Source organism: Rhodoferax potami, assembly GCF_032193765.1.
GTDB lineage: Bacteria > Pseudomonadota > Gammaproteobacteria > Burkholderiales > Burkholderiaceae_C > Allorhodoferax > Allorhodoferax potami.
In genome coordinates this window covers 862,153-878,501 of the sequence record NZ_JAVBIJ010000001.1, presented here as the reverse complement: position 1 = coordinate 878,501, position 16,349 = coordinate 862,153, and the positions used below count along the sequence as shown (strand labels likewise).

Here is a 16,349-nt window from a genome sequence, read left to right as displayed (position 1 = left end):
ACACCCTCATGAAAAAAATTACTCTCCTTTTGATAGCAGCTTGCGCAATCCTGCTGCTGGCTGCACCGCCTTTTCTTAAAAATTACGGCGTCTACCTGCTGTCTTACTGGCTGGTGTTTGTTATCGCCACCATGGGCCTGAACCTCACCGTGGGTTACGCCGGCCAAAAGTCTTTGGGGCACGCGGCCTTCTTCGGCATTGGTGCCTACACCGTTGCCATTTTGATGAAGGCCGGTTTCAGTTTCTGGCTGGGTTTGCCGGTGGCGGCACTGATTTGCTTTTTCATTGGCATTGCGCTCGGCTTTCCGGCCCTGCGGGTGCAAACCATCTACCTCGCATTTGCCACCCTGGGCTTCAATACCGCGGTCTGGCTGGTCATGCGCAATGAAGAGTGGCTGACCGGCGGCACCTTCGGCATCAACAACATCGCCCGCCCTTCCCTTTTCGGCTATTCGCTGGAAGGCAACCTGGCGTATTACTATTTTGTACTGGTGACCACCGTGCTGCTGGGCGCGCTGCAATGGGGCCTGTTGCGCAGCCCCTGGGGCAAGGCATTCACTGCCCTGCGCGACAACCCGATCCGGGCCGAAAGCCTGGGTATCGATACCCGCTCTTACACCCTGCTCAGCTTTGCCATCGGTGCCGCCTATGCCGGTGTGGCAGGTGCGCTGTTTGCATCTTTGGTGCAGTTCATTGAGCCGGCGCCCTTCACCGTGGGTGCCTCCATCATGATGTACCTGATGGTGGTGGTAGGTGGACCTGGCTACTTTTTGGGCCCGTTGCTGGGCTCTGCGGTCGGCGTGATCCTGCCGGAGTGGCTGCGCTTTGCGCAGGCCTGGTACCTGTTTGTCTTCGGGGCTGCGGTGGTCGTGCTGATGATCTGGCTGCCGGATGGGCTGCTGAGCATTCCTGACCGTATCAAGGCCAAACGCCAGGCCCGTGAAGCCAGCGCCGCCCGCGCGGCTGCCGCCCAACAACAGGGAGCCCAATGATGAGCCAGCCTGCTAAACAACAACCCGTTCTCAAAGTCACCAACATCAAAAAGGCCTACGGCGCCATTCAGGCCGTCGGCGGTGTTTCCTTCGAAGTCATGCCCGGAGAAATCTTCGGCGTCATCGGGCCCAACGGCTCGGGTAAGACCACCCTGTTCAACAGCATGCTGGGCCAGATCACCCCCGATGAGGGCAAGATCGAACTCAACGGCCAGGACGTCACGCAAGCCGGTCCGCTGGAGTTGAGCCGCCGCGGTGTGGGCCGCACGTTTCAGACGCTGCAGGTCTTCGGCAAGATGACGGTGCGCGACAACCTGATCGTCGCCGCCCAGGAGCACCAAGGCTCCATGCTGAGCCGCATGTTCGCCCCGTCCGACTCCGGTTTGGGAGCCAAGGCCGATGCGCTGATCGACCAGTTCCGCATCCGCCATGTGGCCGACAAAAAGGCGGGCGAACTGTCCTACGGCCAGCAGAAGCTAGTGGACATTGCCATGGCCTTCATGAGCGAGCCCGATCTGGTGCTGCTCGACGAACCCTGCGCCGGGGTGAACCCCAGCCTGGTCGGTGGCATCAGCACCTTGCTGAAAGAGCTCAACCAGAACCCCAAGTTCGGCAAGAAGAGCTCTTTTGTAGTGATCGAGCACAACATGGATTTTGTGATGGACCTGTGCCACCGCATCATGGTGATGGTGGAGGGCCAGGTGCTGGCCATCGGCACCCCCGAAGAAATCCGCAACAACAAACAAGTCCTTGACGCTTACCTCGGGAGCTGACGCATGACCACAGACACCTGCATTGAATTCAAAGACGTGGTGGCCGGCTACAAGGATTTCATGATCCTGAACAACCTGTCGTTCAAGGCCAAGCGCGGCACCATCACTCTGCTACTCGGGCCCAATGGCGCGGGCAAATCCACGGTACTCAAGGCGCTGTTTGGCTTGCTCAAGCCGCGCCAGGGCGACATCCTGCTCGACGGCGTGAGCGTGGCGGGCTCCACCCAAAAAGCACTGTTGGCCCAAGGCATTGCCTTTGTGCCCCAGGGCCGCAACCTGTTCGGCCAGCTCAGCGTGTTTGAGAACCTGGAGCTGGGCGGCATCACCCTGGGCATGAAGACGACCCACGAGCGCATTCCGGAAGTGCTTGAGTTCTTCCCCCGCGTGAGCCAGCGATTGCACTCGCCAGCGTCTGCTCTCTCAGGCGGGGAGCAAAAGCAGCTGGAAATCGGCCGCGCCCTGCTCTTGCGGCCCAAGGTGATTTTGATTGACGAGCCCTCCATCGGCCTTTCGCCCATCGTGGTGGCAGACGTGTTCAAACTTTTGCGCAAGCTCGCCGACCAGGGCACCACAGTGCTGATGGTGGAGCAAAACGTGAAGAGCGCGCTAAAGATTTCGGACGAAGCCATTGCCCTCGAATCCGGCCGCCTGGTGCTGCAAAAGCCAGCATCGGAGTTGCTGGCGGACCCGAACATTGAGCGCCTGTTTTTGGGTGGTGCGCACACTGGCGCAGCCCCTGCAGCTGCGACAGCCACCACCGCGTGACCCTCTTTTTTACTGTTTGACGACCCGGAGAATCCATGGCCAATACCCCACGCCCGAGCGGTGCAGACCGCGAACACATTGACGAAGGCCCCAACCCCTTGGGCCTGGAAGGCATTGAGTTCATCGAGTACGCCACCTCCAAGCCACAGGCCCTGGGCCAGGTGCTGGAAGCCATGGGCTTTCGCCCCATCGCCCGCCACCGCTCGCGCGAAGTGCTGCTCTACCGCCAGGGAGATATCAACGTCATCGTCAACGCCCACGGCCGGGGCGCCGCGCTGACCGAAAAGCCGGTGATCGCCGCCATCGCCCTGCGGGTGCAGGACGCCTCTGCCGCCTACAAGCGCGCGTTGGCCCGCGGCGCTTGGGCTGTGCCGGTGCAGGTCGAAGTGATGGAGCTGCACATTCCCGCCGTGCATGGCGTGGGCAACAGCCGCATCTACTTTGTAGACCGCCACCGCGAGTTCTCGATTTACGACGTGGACTTCACGCCCGTACCCGCGGTCAACAAGAACCCGCCGGCCATCACCGGCCTGCACTTCTTTGGTGTGGTGCAGTACATCGGCAACGACCGCAGCGACGACTGGACCGAGTTTTACAGCGCCCTCTTCGGCTTTACCGCCCTGGAGCCGGAGACCCGCTTCGGCATCCTGCCCAAGGGGCGCATTTTGCAAAGCCCGTGCAAAACCTTTTACCTGCAACTCATCGAGCCCGAGCCCGGTGTGTTGGATGTGGAAGACGACGAATGCTTCCAGCGCGTGGGCCTGGGTACCCCGGATGTGCAAGCCACCGTGGCGGCCTTGCGCCAGCGCGGTGTGGACTTTGTGCCCAGCAAAGACCCGGCGCAAGACAGCAAGGGCGCGCTCACCCGCCCCACCATGGGTAACGCCATGTTTGAGCTGGTTCACCACGTCCGGGGCTGAACACCATGAGCCAATTTGAAGGCAAATTCGACGACTTCGGGATGGACACCATCACGCTGGCCGGCCCCCTGAAGGCCAAGCTGGATGCCATGAAGGCGGCCGGCTTCACCCAGGTGATGCTGCTGGCCCGTGATCTGGTGAGCCACCCCGAGGGCTGGCGCGCCGCGGTGCAAGAGGTCAAAGACAGTGGCCTGCGCGTGACCGGCTTTCAGGTGCTGCGTGATTTTGAAGGCCTGTCCGGCCACCTGCACGACTACAAGGTCGACATCGCCAAAAGCATGATGGAGATGTGCGCGGCCCTCGACTGCCGCGTCATGCTGGCCTGCTCCAGCACCTCGACGCATGCCACCGGCGATACCGACAAGCTGGTGCAGGACCTGCGCAAGCTGGCCATGCTGGCAATTCCGATGAACATCAAAATCGCGTTCGAGGCCCTGTCCTGGGGCCGCAACGTGAACGAGTTCCCCCAAGCGTGGGACCTGATCACCCAAGCCGACATGCCCAATTTGGGCCTGGGCTTTGACTCCTTCCACCTGTTTGCCACCAAGACCCCGTTGGACGAGCTGGAGATCCTGGACCCCAGCAAAATCTTTCTGGTGCAGCTGGCCGACTTCATGTGGAACGAAATCAAAACCGTTGAGGAGCGCATCACCACGGCGCGCACCTTCCGCGTGTTTCCCGGTGAAGGCGTGCACAGCGAGGCACTGGCCGAGCTGGTGCTCAAGCTGCACCAACTGGGATACCGCGGTGACTACAGCTTTGAGGTGTTCAACGACGATTACCAGCAAATGCCGCTGGAAACCGTGGCTGCCCGCGCGCGCCGCGCTGCGCTCTGGCTGGGTGAAGACGTGCTGCGCCGCTCGGTGCCGCTGCCCAACCAGATGCGCCTGCGCCAGGCGCTGGCCTGACCCACCCGACCTGACCTCAACCAAACAATTGCCATGAGCAGTGTGCTGGACGATTTTTTGTATGCGCCCGAGGTGCTGGAGTCCTTCGGGGCCCAGCGTTTTGTGGCCGCCATGCTGCGGGTGGAAGCCGCACTCGCGCAAGCCCAAGCCGAGCACGGCGTGATACCTGCGGATGCGGCGGTATCCATCGTCGACACCTGCAAGGTCGAGCTGTTTGACGCCGCCCGCATCGTGCGCGACAGCGCCAGCTGCGGCAGTTTGGCGGTTCCTTTGATCAAAAGCCTGCGCGATACGGTGGGGCTCTTCAACCCGGCAGCGGTTCCGTTTGTGCACTACGGGTGCACCAAGCAAGACCTGATTGACACCACCATGGCGCTGATCACACAGCAGGTGTTGGCAGTCACCCGTGGCTATGTGGAAACCTGCATGGCGGCGCTGGCGCAACAGCCCGAACTGGCCGTCACAGTAGCGCCCTTGCGCCGCGCACTCCAACGCCTAGATGCCAGCTCAGCCGCGGCGCTGGCGGTACAGCTGGGCGGCACCCTGAGCGCCCGGCCCGCGCACGGCCCCACGGTACAAGCGGCATTGGCCCGGCACCTCAAATTGTCTATCCCCGATGCACCGTGGGATACCCAGCGTGACGCCTGGGTAGCGTTGGGGTGCGATGTGGCCCTGCTGATCGGCAGCTTGGGCACCTTGGCCAGCGCCCTGGTGCAGCGCGCGCCCGGCACAGAGCCCTGCGCCGGAAGCTTGACCGCTCTGGCCATGGCGCGCCGCAGCCCGCAGCGGGTGGCGGGCTTGCTGAGCTCCATGCCCCATGCGTTCGAGCGCACTCTGGGTTTCTGGCAATCCGATCAGAGCGACTGGACCCAGTTGCTGATGTCAGCGCACGCCAGCGCCTGGGGCTTGGCCAAATCGCTACAAAAAACATAGCATCCTGCGCAAATGGATCGTGGGCAAACGACCCACCCAGCAACAAAAGACCTCCAGGCACTCACGGTGCATGAAAGCCCTTGTTGTGTGAATGAGTGTGTTCTGCTGAGGCCGCTGCCTTCTTACAGTCGCGGCTCACAGTTTTTCACTACGCGCACAAGGTTCTCGGAATGGCATACACCCGCTGGGTTTTGAAGGGTACTTTGGTCGACGCTTACGGAAAAGCACTTCCCCCGGTTCTGCGAGCCGCTTATGGCTCGGTGGTCGGGCGCAGCCTCTATGGGATCACCCTTTTTTCTAATGGCCATGTAATGCAGCTGCTCGAGGGCGAAGTTGCTGCCTTGCAATCTGCCGTGCGCAACTTGCAAGACCAAAGCAAAATTTTTGGTATCGAGCGCTTGTTGCAAGAGCCCACGGATGGGCCGAGTCTCGAGAGCGTATCGGTCGGACTGCACCGCTTCAAGGACGAAATTGCCAAACACCTGCCCGGCCATGTGCAAGTGTTCAGCTTGTGTGCCGACGAGATTTGCCAACGCACGCCCCCCGGCAAAGCGCGCGATCTTTTGCTTGGATTTGCTTAGACCACACCACCCGGCGCGTCAGCGCACAGACCCGCCCGCCAAAGGCCCGCAGCATCGGATTTTTGGGGGCTCACGCTCAATTCCATGCCACGCAGCACGCGCTCAACAGCTTGTACGAATGAATGTGTTTTAAAAAAAACACATTCGCCGGACACTGCGCCGGTGGAAATGAACAAGATCAATTACAAACAAATCGTCGGGAAGCGCGTCAGGGGATTACGGCAAAACGCCGAACTGTCTCAGGAAGTTTTGTCGGAACGATGCGGAATATTCCGCACCTACCTGAGCCGGATCGAGTCCGGCTCTGCCAATCCCACCTTGCTGGTATTGGTCGCCCTCGCAGACTCTTTGGGTGTACCGCCCTCAGAGCTGTTAACCAAAGATTGAACAGGGCTCAGGCCCTAGCAGGCGGAGCCCGAAGCAGCCGGCAGTGGCGGCATCGCGGCACAAGCGGTGGCCACAAACTCCCTTAACAATCGCAAACCCGGGGTGAGCTGACGCCGGTCGGGCAGCACCATGTAGACCGGCACCGGCTCGGTGTCCCATTCGGTGCACAGCATCACCAAACGGCCTTCGGTCACATCATGGGCCACATCCAGCCAGGCTTTGTAGGCCACGCCCCGGCCGGCCACCGCCCAGCGGCGCACCACATCCCCATCGTTGCCGACATGCCCACCTTGCACCCGCACGGTCAGTGCCTCACCCGCCCGGCGAAAAGTCCAACGGTCATTCACATCCTCCCCCAACATGAAACACAGGCAGTCGTGCCCGGCCAGGTCGTGCGGCGTAAGGGGCGTGGGGTGCTGCGCCAGATACGCAGGGGAAGCCACCAGCACCCGCCGGTTGTGGGGCGCCACAGGCAGGGCCACCAGATTCGAGTCTTGCGGCTTGCCGTAGCGGAAAGCGGCGTCCACCGGCTCGCTGAACATATTGGCCATGCGGTCTGACAGAGTGAGCCGGTAGCGCAGCTGGGGGTGCAGCGACTGAAAGTCATCCAGCCACGGCAGCAGCAGGTTGCGCCCCATGTCGGACGAAGCCGCCAGGCGCAAAACGCCTTGCACCTCGTGGCGGCCGGTGCCCAGTGCGCGCACCCCTTCGCTCAGGGTGCTGAGGGCCAGCCGCGCATGTTCAAGAAAAGCCGCGCCCTCCGGGGTCAGCCGCAGGCTGCGGGTCGAGCGCACCAAGAGCGGCACCTGCAGCTCGGCCTCCAGCCGCTTGAGGGCGGCACTGGCTGCCGCCGGGGTCATGTCCAGCGCCCGGGCGGCGGCAGAGAGGCTGCCGGCATCTACCGTGCGCACAAAGATTGCTAGGTCTTGCAGGGCTTTCATTTTCAAATTTTATTTGAAGCTGAATTCAATCCAAGGCCTATTTTTCTTTTCAAGCAATAGAAAGATGATGCAGGCCTTGCAGCTATTTCTTTGAGAGCCCGCCATGAAAGCCATCGGTTACACCCAGCCCCACCCTATTGCCGCCACCCCGGGGCTACAAGACATCACCCTGCCGGACCCGGTTGCACTGGGCCACGACCTGCTGGTGGAGGTGCAGGCGGTGTCCGTCAACCCGGTCGACACCAAGCTGCGCAAAAGCGCCCGCCCTGCTGAGGGAGACACCTACAAAGTGTTGGGTTTTGATGCCAGTGGCATCGTGCGTGCGGTGGGCCCGGAGGTGAGCCTGTTCAAACCAGGTGACCGGGTGTTTTACGCAGGCGCCATCCAGCGGCCCGGCACCAACAGTGCGCTCCACCTAGTGGATGAGCGCATCGTGGGCCACATGCCCACAAGCCTGAACTTTGGCCAGGCCGCCGCACTGCCACTCACCAGCATTACCGCCTGGGAGCTGTTGTTCGACCGCATTGGTGTGCAGCCCGGCAAAAAGCCCACCGGCAAAACCCTGCTGGTGATCGGCGCGGCCGGCGGGGTGGGCTCGGTGCTGGTGCAGCTGGCACGCCGCTTGACCAGCCTGACCATCATCGGCACCGCATCGCGCCCTGCAACTCGCGAGTGGGTGCAGTCTTTGGGCGCCCACCATGTGATCGACCACAGCCAGCCGATCGCACCGCAGTTGGCAGCCATCGGGCTGCCGCAAGTAGATATTGTGCTGAGCCTGACCCACACCGAGCAGCATTTGCCAGAGATTTTGGAGGTCATCGCACCCCAGGGTCAGTTCGGCCTGATTGACGATTTGCCGGTTCTGGACGTGATGCCTTTCAAGCGCAAAGCCATCTCCGTGCACTGGGAGCTGATGTTCACCCGCCCCTTGTTTGCCACGCCCGATATGGTGGCCCAGCACCACTTGCTCAATGAAGTGGCCCAATTGGTCGATGCCGGCTTGCTGCGCACCACCTTAGCCGAGCACTACGGCACTATCAACGCCGCCAACCTGCAGCGCGCACATGCATTCGTAGAGTCGGGCACCGCCCGGGGTAAAGTGGTGCTCGAAGGCTGGGCCTGATCACCCTGCTGATTGCTATTAAATGAAGAGCAGCTAGCCACATTGAAATAGGGGCTAGCTGCTTTTTTGACGTTCAATCGCGGCTGCTGACTACCTCATCGGCACTGCGAAACGCCTCCACCGCGGTGGGCACCCCGCAGTACACCGCGGCGTGCAACAGTACCTCCTGGATTTCTTCGGCAGTCGCGCCATTGTTCAGGGCGCCCCGCACATGGCCTTTGAGTTCGTTTTGCTTGCCCAAGGCGGTGAGCATGGCCACCGTGATCAAACTGCGGGTTTTCAAATCAAGGCCCGGGCGCTGCCACACATCGCCCCACGCTGCACGGCTGATGTGTGCCTGCATCGGCGCGGTAAACGGCGTGGTTTTGGTCAGCGCCGCGTCCACAAATGCATCTCCCATCACCTGACGGCGGGTCGCCAAGCCTTGGGTATAGGCATCCGGGTCCGGACGGGCGGGCAAGGGGGGCTTGGAGTCTGTCATCAGAGGCCTTCAGGGCAAAACCGCCATGTTAGCCCGCGTGCCATTGCCCGAGCTGGGACAACAAGGCCACCAGACCCATGCCATTGATGACGATGCCGAGGGTGGTTTTGATTTCTTTCATGGTGCAAGTCTCCGGGTAATGGGCTGCGACGGGGTTCGCAGTAGGATGAATACTAAAAAGCACCGACGTTTATGTAAATTCAATTAACTGAATCACATCGATAGTTTTTAAAAATACCCCAATAAGCGACCCGACGGAGACCCCATGAACCACACCCCGCGCTACCCCCTGCCCGACCTCAACACCCTGCCCGATGACCTGAAGGCCAAGATCCTCGAGGTCCAGGAAAAGTCCGGCTTTGTGCCGAATGTGTTTCTGGCCTTCGCCCGCCGGCCTGCCGAATGGCGCGCTTTTTTCGCCTACCACGATGCACTCATGCTGCGCGAGGGCTCCAGCCTGACCAAGGGCGAGCGCGAGATGATCATCACCACCACCAGTGCCGCCAACCAGTGCCTGTACTGCGTGGTGGCCCACGGCGCCATTCTGCGGATTTACGAGAAAAAGTCGCTGGTGGCAGACCAGGTAGCCGTCAACTACCGCAAGGCCGACATCACACCGCGCCAGCGCGCCATGCTCGACTTTGCGATGCAGGTCTGCCTGCAGAGCCACACCGTAGAAGACGCCGACTTTGCCACCCTGCACGCCCACGGTTTTGACGACGAAGACATCTGGGACATTGCCGGCATTACCGCTTTCTTCGGCCTCTCCAACCGCATGGCCAATGTGACCGGCATGCTGCCCAACCCCGAGTTCTACCTGCTGGGCCGGATCCCCAAAACCAAATAGCCACTCGCCACACCCGCCATGACATTCCACCCCCACCGCACTCTCAGCCTTGCCGTGACGGCGCTTTGTGCAGCGCTGCTGTCGGCGTGTGCCGTGTCGCCACCACCACCGGCACCGTCCGCGCCACCACCTCAGCCCGAAGCTGCAAGCGGCAGCACCGCCAAACCCGGTTGGGCGACCCGCCGCTATGCGGTGGCCGCGGCCAACCCGCTAGCCACCGATGCCGGGCGCCAGGTGTTGGCGGCGGGCGGTAGCGCCGTCGATGCAGCGATTGCGGTGCAAATGGTGCTGAGCCTGGTAGAGCCGCAGAGCAGCGGCATTGGCGGGGGTGCTTTTCTGTTGCACTTCAATGGCACGACCACGCAAGCGTTTGACGGCCGCGAAACCGCGCCCGCCGCTGCCACGCCGGCCCTGTTTCTGGATGCATCAGGCCAAGCCATGAAGTTTGCCGATGCGGTAGTGGGCGGCCGCTCGGTGGGTGTGCCAGGCGCGGTCGCCATGTTGGCGCAGGCACATGCCTTGCACGGCAAACTGCCGTGGGCTCAGTTGTTTCAACCGGCGATTACCCTTGCCAACCAGGGTTTTACCATCAGCCCGCGCATGGCCGCACTGCTGGCGGCAGACCCGCACCTGAAAAAAGACCCGGTAGCCGCAGCTTACTTTTACGACGCTGCAGGCAAGCCATGGCCAGCCGGCCATGTGCTGCGCAACCCCGAATTGGCAGCGGTGTTGCAAGGCATAGCCACCCGCGGTCCCTCTGCCCTGCTGCGGGGGGAGGTCGGTGAAGCCATCGCCCGCAAAGTGCAAGGCCACCCCACCAACCCGGGCAGCCTGAGCACCCGCGACCTAGCAACTTACCGCCCGCTGGTGCGCGAACCGCTGTGTTTTGACTACGACACGGCACCCCGCCCGGTGCGCATTTGCGGCATGCCGCCGCCAAGCTCAGGGGCGATTGCCATTGGTCAAATTCTGCGCATGCTGGACCACACCCCCGCCCGCAGCCTGCCCCTGGTGCAAGGCCAACCCGGTGCCGACTGGTTGCATCTGTATACCGAGGCTTCGCGCCTGGCGTTTGCCGACCGGGGCCAGTACCTCGGTGATCCGGCTTTTGTGCAAGCTCCAGCGGGCAACTGGGCCAGCTTGTTGGCACCGGGCTACTTGCGCAGCCGCGCCGCGCAGATCGACAGTAGCCCCACCGGGCAGAGCATTCAGTTTGCCTTGCCGGGGCAGCCCGGCGGCACGCCACTGAGCTACGCGCCCATGCCTGACCAGTTGGAGTACGGCACCTCGCACATCTCGGTGGTCGATCCCTATGGCAATGCGGTTGCCATGACCACCACGATTGAAGATGCCTGGGGCTCACGCCAGATGGTGAACCGGGGGGCCGGTCTCGCTGGCGGCTTTTTGCTCAATAACCAGCTCACCGATTTCAGCTTCAGCCCCACGGGGGGCGACGGCAGGCCGGTGGCCAACCGCGTAGAGCCGGGCAAGCGACCGCGCTCCAGCATGTCGCCCACGCTAGTCTTTGACAAGGCTACCGGCCAGCTGCTCATCAGTGGCGGCAGCCCGGGCGGCGCGCTCATCATTCACTTCACCGCCAAAACCCTCTACGGCATGTTGCACTGGGGCCTGAACGCACAGCAAGCGATCGACCTGCCCAACTTCGGCTCCCTGAATGGCCCTACCCTGTTGGAGGCGGGGCGCTTCAGCCCAGCGGTGGTGCAGTCACTGAAAAGCAGGGGCCACACCGTCGTGGAGGTTCCGATGGCGAGCGGCCTGCAAGCCATCGCGCGCACCCCCACAGGTTTCTTCGGGGGTGCGGATCCGCGGCGAGAAGGTGTGGTGCTGGGTGATTGAATTTTTATTCAGGCATCAAATCGGCCTCCAGCCCTCTTAGAACCTGCGCATGCAGCTCCTTATTTGATAGCAAATACCTTGCGCTAGCACAGCCGGGCTGCTCCGGCGATCGGTGCAGGCTGCCTACAATCGACCCATGGCCATCCCCCAAAGCTTCATCCAGGAACTCATCGCGCGCACAGATGTGGTGGAGATCGTGGGCCGCTATGTGCAGCTCAAAAAGGGTGGCGCCAACTTCATGGGCTTGTGCCCGTTTCACGGGGAAAAGTCGCCCTCGTTCTCGGTGAGCCCCGCCAAACAGTTCTACCACTGCTTCGGCTGCGGCAAAAACGGCAATGCCATCAGCTTCTTGATGGACCACGCCGGCATGACATTCATCGAGGCCGTCAAAGACCTCGCCGGCCAATATGGCATGGTCATCCCCGAGGAGGAAGGCAGCCCCCAGGACAAAGCGCGCGCCCAAGCCCAGCGCGAGAAGCAAAACACCCTCACCAGCGTGCTGGAAAAAGCCGGCGAGGCTTACAAGCGCGGACTCAAGGAGTCGCAACGCGCCATTCAGTATTTCAAAGGCCGCGGTCTGTCGGGCGAGATTGCCAAGCAATTCGGCCTGGGCTATGCCCCGGAGGGTTGGCGGAGTCTCGCCAGCATCTTCCCGCAGTACGACGACCCTTTGCTCGTCGAGAGCGGCTTGGTCATCCTGCACGAGGCCGAAAACGGGGGCGAAGAAAAGCGCTACGACCGGTTCCGCGACCGGGTGATGTTTCCGATTCGCAATATCAAGGGCGAGTGCATCGGCTTTGGCGGGCGGGTGCTGGGCGATGAAAAGCCCAAATACCTCAACTCGCCGGAAACCCCGGTATTCAGCAAGGGGCGTGAGCTCTATGGCCTGTTTGAAGCCCGCAGCTCCCTGCGTGAGCATGGCTATGCGCTGGTCACCGAGGGCTATATGGACGTGGTGGCGCTGGCCCAGTTGGGCTTCCCCAACGCGGTAGCCACGCTGGGCACGGCCTGCACCAACGAGCATGTGCAAAAGCTGTTCCGCTTTACCGATGCGGTGGTCTTCAGCTTTGATGGCGATGCCGCCGGCCGCCGCGCCGCCCGCAAGGCGCTGGATGGCGCCCTGCCCTTTGCCACCGACGTACGCAGCATCAAGTTTTTGTTCCTGCCCGCTGAGCACGACCCCGACAGCTTTATCCGCGCCTATGGCAAAGACGCCTTTGCCGATTACGTCAGCAAGGCCACACCACTCAGTCGTTTTTTGATCGAAGCGGCGCAAGACGGCTGCGACCTCAGCTCCGCCGAGGGTCGGGCCCGCATGTCCAGCCAAGCCAAGCCCTTGTGGAGCCAGTTGCCTGACGGTGCGCTCAAGCTGCAACTGCTGAGCGAAATCGCCCAGCTGGTGCAGCTCCCCTCAGCGGAACTCGGCAGCCTGTGGTCAGGCGCCGGCACCAAACCGGCTGCCGAAGCACCGCGCCGCAAGCGCGAGTCGGCGCCGGCCTCTGCGCCGAGCTTCGACGATGGCATGGGCGACATTCCTTACTTTGATGACGACGAGCCTGCCGGATTCTCGGAGCCGTGGTTGCCGCAAGAAGAGTGGAAAAAGAAGACCGAATGGAAGAAAGAGGGCTGGACGCCGCGCGGCAAAGGCGACGGCAAATGGGAGGGTAAATGGCCGGGCAAAGGCGGCAAGTTCGGCAACCGTGAGGCTCGCCCCAGCGGCCCGCTGGCCAAACTCGATAGCCGTCCGGACCTTGCCGCCCGCATTTTGCTCAACCACAGTGAGCTCTGGGACATCCTTTCCAGCGAAGACCACGGCTTGCTGTGCGAACTGCCTGCCCCCCACGGCGAGCTGTTTACCTGGCTGGAAAGCCAGTTGCATGAGCACGGCCCGGTCTCCCGGGGCACCTTGAAAGAAGAAATTGTGGGCCACCCGGCAGAGGACTTGGTGCAGCGACTGACCGCCGGCCCGGTGCTGGCGAGCGAGCCATTGCGTGAATCCGGCCCCGAGTTGCGCGATTTGCTCAACCGGATGCTGCTGGACCGTATCGACGCGCAGATGCGCGTGCTGGCGACCGACTCTGCCAACCTGGCCGAACTGCGGGTGCTGATGGACCGCAAAAAAGAACTGGGCAAACTGCTGGCGGCCAGCTCCATTGACGCCTGAAGCCTGCCCCCGGACCGCGGTGGCACGCCGGCCTGCGCAACCCCCTGCTGTTTTCAGGCTAAGTTCATCCGACAACTCTTGGGCTTGTCAATAGCAACTATAATGTCCGATCAGTTCGGCAAGAGCGACAGCAGCACCTCCGGGTCAGGCCACCGTGAATAGTTCATCACAACAGGCCACCTTACCGCAAGGACTGCATTCCAAATGATCGCCCTCCCATCTTGCCAATGGGGAATCTGATTCCCTGCCTAGCCACTACATGGCGTTTTGAGCGCAGCGTAGCCGGCATCTGTTCTGTCGTTTGTTAGTTTTTTGTTGTCCCGAGGTTTCTGCATGCCCGCTTCAAAATCCGCCAAGCCTGTTCAGCCTGCCAGCAAGGCCGTCGCCAAAACCGAAAAGAAAGCACCCTCCGTGTCCGCACCCAAATCCAAAGCCACCCTGTTGAAAGAAGCCGCTGACGCGCTTTTGGCCGCTGCTGAAGCTCCTGCGAAAAAGAAAGCGGGTCGCCCCGCCAAGGCCGCAGCTGACGAATCTGCTGCTCCCGCCAAAGCCACCACCGGCGCCAAGCGCGGTCGCAAGCCCAAGGCTGCAGCTGCCGAGTCCAGCGGTGATGACATGGACATGTCGGATATTGAAGCGGACTTGGTTGGCGAGCCCGAAGCCGCGGCCACCACGACGGCTACCGGTGAAAAGGTCAAGCCCCTGCGCATGAAGATCAGCAAGGCGAAAGAACGCGCCTTGATGAAAGAGTTCGGCCTCGACGAAACTGTCCTGTCCGAAGAAGACATGGCCAAGCGCCGCGCGCGCCTCAAGGCCCTGATCACCCTGGGCAAGACCCGCGGCTACCTGACCCACGGCGAAATTTCCGACCACTTGCCCGACAAGCTGGTCGACGCGGAAACGCTGGAAGTCGTGATCTCCATGTTGAACGACATGGGCGTAGCGGTTTACGAGCAAACCCCTGACGCGGAAACCCTGCTGCTGAACAACAACGTGTCCACTGCGGCCACCGTTGAAGAAGCAGAAGAAGAAGCCGAAGCTGCTTTGTCCACCGTGGACTCGGAATTCGGCCGCACCACCGACCCGGTCCGCATGTACATGCGCGAAATGGGCACGGTCGAGTTGCTGACCCGTGAAGGCGAAATCGAAATTGCCAAGCGCATCGAAGGCGGCTTGATGGACATGATGGAGGCGATCTCTGCATCGCCCGCCACCATCGCCGAAATTCTGCGCCTGGGTGAAGATATCCGCGAAGGCAAAGTCGTCATCACCACCATCGTGGACGGCTTTTCCAACCCCAACGAGGCCGACGACTATGTGGCCGAAGAAGACTTCGACGAATTCGACGAAGCCGACGATGACGACGGCAAAGGCGGCTCCAAGGCGCTGACCAAGAAGCTGGAAGAACTCAAGAAGCAAGCACTCGAGCGCTTCGACAAAATGCGCGAGCTGTTCGAGAAGGTGCACAAGGTCTACGACAAGGAAGGCTACGGCACTCCCGCGTATGTGAAAGCACAGAAGGCCCTCAGCGACGAGCTGATGACCATCCGCTTCACCGCCAAGGCGATTGAAAAGCTGTGCGACATGGTGCGCGCCCAGGTGGATGACGTGCGCAAGAAGGAACGCGAACTGCGCCGCATCATCGTGGACAAGTGCGGCTACCCGCAAGAACAATTCATCGCGGAATTCAGCGGTCGCGACAAGGCCGGCAACAAGGCGGTCTCTAACCTGCTGAACCTGAAGTGGATTGAAAAGCAAGCCGCCTCCGGCAAGAGCTGGGCCGCTGTCATGGGCCGCAACATTCCGCCGGTGCAGGATTTGCAGCAAAAGCTGATCGACCTGCAAGCACAGGTGGTGGTGCCTTTGGAGCAACTCAAAGACATCAACAAGCGCATGAATGCCGGCGAGTACGCCTCCCGCGCCGCCAAGAAAGAAATGATCGAGGCCAACTTGCGCCTGGTGATTTCGATCGCCAAGAAGTACACCAACCGCGGCCTGCAGTTCCTGGACCTGATCCAGGAAGGCAACATCGGTTTGATGAAAGCGGTGGACAAGTTTGAATACCGCCGCGGCTACAAGTTCTCGACCTACGCCACCTGGTGGATCCGTCAGGCGATTACCCGCTCGATCGCGGACCAGGCCCGCACCATCCGTATCCCGGTGCACATGATCGAAACCATCAACAAGATGAACCGTATCAGCCGCCAACACTTGCAAGAGTTTGGTTTTGAGCCTGATGCGTCTGTCTTGGCTGAGAAGATGGAGATCCCGGAAGACAAGATCCGCAAGATCATGAAGATCGCGAAAGAGCCGATCTCCATGGAAACACCGATCGGCGACGACGACGACAGCCACTTGGGCGACTTCATCGAAGACGGCGCCAACACTGCCCCGATGGAAGCGGCGATGCAAGCCGGTCTGCGCGATGTGGTCAAGGACATCCTCGACAGCCTCACCCCGCGCGAAGCCAAGGTGCTGCGTATGCGTTTCGGTATCGAAATGACATCCGACCACACCCTGGAAGAAGTGGGCAAGCAGTTCGACGTGACCCGCGAGCGCATCCGCCAGATCGAAGCCAAGGCCCTGCGCAAGCTCAAGCACCCCAGCCGCTCGGACAAACTGCGCAGCTTCACCGACACGCTGTAAAGCCCGCCGGCTTCACTTCAAGCCATTTAGC

Annotated in this window: 15 protein-coding genes; 13 read left to right on the top strand and 2 right to left on the bottom strand. The window is 61.5% G+C overall.

Going from position 1 to position 16,349, the window contains the following annotated elements; all coding sequences use genetic code 11:
* Positions 1–8: 8 nt before the first annotated feature.
* The 8 genes from RAE21_RS04175 (at position 9) to RAE21_RS04140 (ending at position 6,259) form a co-directional block, all read left to right on the top strand.
* A complete protein-coding gene (locus RAE21_RS04175; protein WP_313880284.1) occupies positions 9–992 on the top strand; it encodes a branched-chain amino acid ABC transporter permease in 984 nt (327 codons plus the stop codon).
* On the top strand, positions 992–1,765 hold the full coding sequence (locus RAE21_RS04170) for an ABC transporter ATP-binding protein (protein ID WP_313880283.1): 774 nt from the start codon (positions 992–994) through the stop codon (positions 1,763–1,765). The genes RAE21_RS04175 and RAE21_RS04170 overlap by 1 nt, the downstream gene beginning before the upstream one ends.
* A gap of 3 nt (positions 1,766–1,768) precedes the next feature.
* Positions 1,769–2,530, top strand: coding sequence for an ABC transporter ATP-binding protein (locus RAE21_RS04165; RefSeq protein ID WP_313880282.1), 762 nt, complete (start codon positions 1,769–1,771; stop codon positions 2,528–2,530).
* A gap of 35 nt (positions 2,531–2,565) precedes the next feature.
* On the top strand, positions 2,566–3,450 hold the full coding sequence (locus tag RAE21_RS04160) for a 4-hydroxyphenylpyruvate dioxygenase (protein ID WP_313880281.1): 885 nt from the start codon (positions 2,566–2,568) through the stop codon (positions 3,448–3,450).
* Positions 3,451–3,455: 5 nt separating this feature from the next.
* A complete protein-coding gene (locus tag RAE21_RS04155; protein ID WP_313880280.1) occupies positions 3,456–4,358 on the top strand; it encodes a sugar phosphate isomerase/epimerase family protein in 903 nt (300 codons plus the stop codon).
* A 33-nt stretch (positions 4,359–4,391) separates the two neighbouring features.
* Complete coding sequence (locus RAE21_RS04150; protein ID WP_313880279.1) at positions 4,392–5,291, top strand: lyase family protein; 900 nt, start codon at positions 4,392–4,394, stop codon at positions 5,289–5,291.
* Between the two features lie 170 nt (positions 5,292–5,461).
* Positions 5,462–5,872: a BLUF domain-containing protein gene (locus tag RAE21_RS04145; protein WP_313880278.1), complete on the top strand. Its 411-nt coding sequence runs from the start codon at positions 5,462–5,464 to the stop codon at positions 5,870–5,872.
* A gap of 168 nt (positions 5,873–6,040) precedes the next feature.
* A complete protein-coding gene (locus RAE21_RS04140) occupies positions 6,041–6,259 on the top strand; it encodes a helix-turn-helix domain-containing protein (RefSeq protein ID WP_313880277.1) in 219 nt (72 codons plus the stop codon).
* Positions 6,260–6,273: 14 nt separating this feature from the next.
* Here RAE21_RS04140 and RAE21_RS04135 read toward each other — a convergent pair whose 3' ends face one another.
* A complete protein-coding gene (locus tag RAE21_RS04135) occupies positions 6,274–7,200 on the bottom strand; it encodes a LysR family transcriptional regulator (RefSeq protein ID WP_313880276.1) in 927 nt (308 codons plus the stop codon).
* Positions 7,201–7,303: 103 nt separating this feature from the next.
* Here RAE21_RS04135 and RAE21_RS04130 point away from each other — a divergent pair, with 103 nt between their 5' ends.
* A complete protein-coding gene (locus RAE21_RS04130) occupies positions 7,304–8,323 on the top strand; it encodes a zinc-binding alcohol dehydrogenase family protein (RefSeq protein ID WP_313880275.1) in 1,020 nt (339 codons plus the stop codon).
* 73 nt (positions 8,324–8,396) lie between these two features.
* On the opposite strand, the gene pcaC is transcribed toward RAE21_RS04130, so the two are convergent.
* Entirely contained in the window at positions 8,397–8,804 is a 408-nt protein-coding gene (pcaC, locus tag RAE21_RS04125) for a 4-carboxymuconolactone decarboxylase (RefSeq protein ID WP_313880274.1), read from the bottom strand.
* 265 nt (positions 8,805–9,069) lie between these two features.
* On the opposite strand from pcaC, the gene RAE21_RS04120 reads away from it, so the two are divergent.
* The 4 genes from RAE21_RS04120 to rpoD all read left to right on the top strand — a co-directional run bounded on the left by RAE21_RS04120 (position 9,070) and on the right by rpoD (position 16,318).
* Positions 9,070–9,651, top strand: coding sequence for a peroxidase-related enzyme (locus tag RAE21_RS04120; protein WP_313880273.1), 582 nt, complete (start codon positions 9,070–9,072; stop codon positions 9,649–9,651).
* 18 nt (positions 9,652–9,669) lie between these two features.
* Complete coding sequence (locus tag RAE21_RS04115) at positions 9,670–11,508, top strand: gamma-glutamyltransferase family protein (protein WP_313880272.1); 1,839 nt, start codon at positions 9,670–9,672, stop codon at positions 11,506–11,508.
* Between the two features lie 136 nt (positions 11,509–11,644).
* A complete protein-coding gene (dnaG, locus tag RAE21_RS04110) occupies positions 11,645–13,672 on the top strand; it encodes a DNA primase (protein ID WP_313880271.1) in 2,028 nt (675 codons plus the stop codon).
* A gap of 333 nt (positions 13,673–14,005) precedes the next feature.
* On the top strand, positions 14,006–16,318 hold the full coding sequence (gene rpoD, locus RAE21_RS04105) for an RNA polymerase sigma factor RpoD (RefSeq protein ID WP_313880270.1): 2,313 nt from the start codon (positions 14,006–14,008) through the stop codon (positions 16,316–16,318).
* Positions 16,319–16,349: the final 31 nt, after the last annotated feature.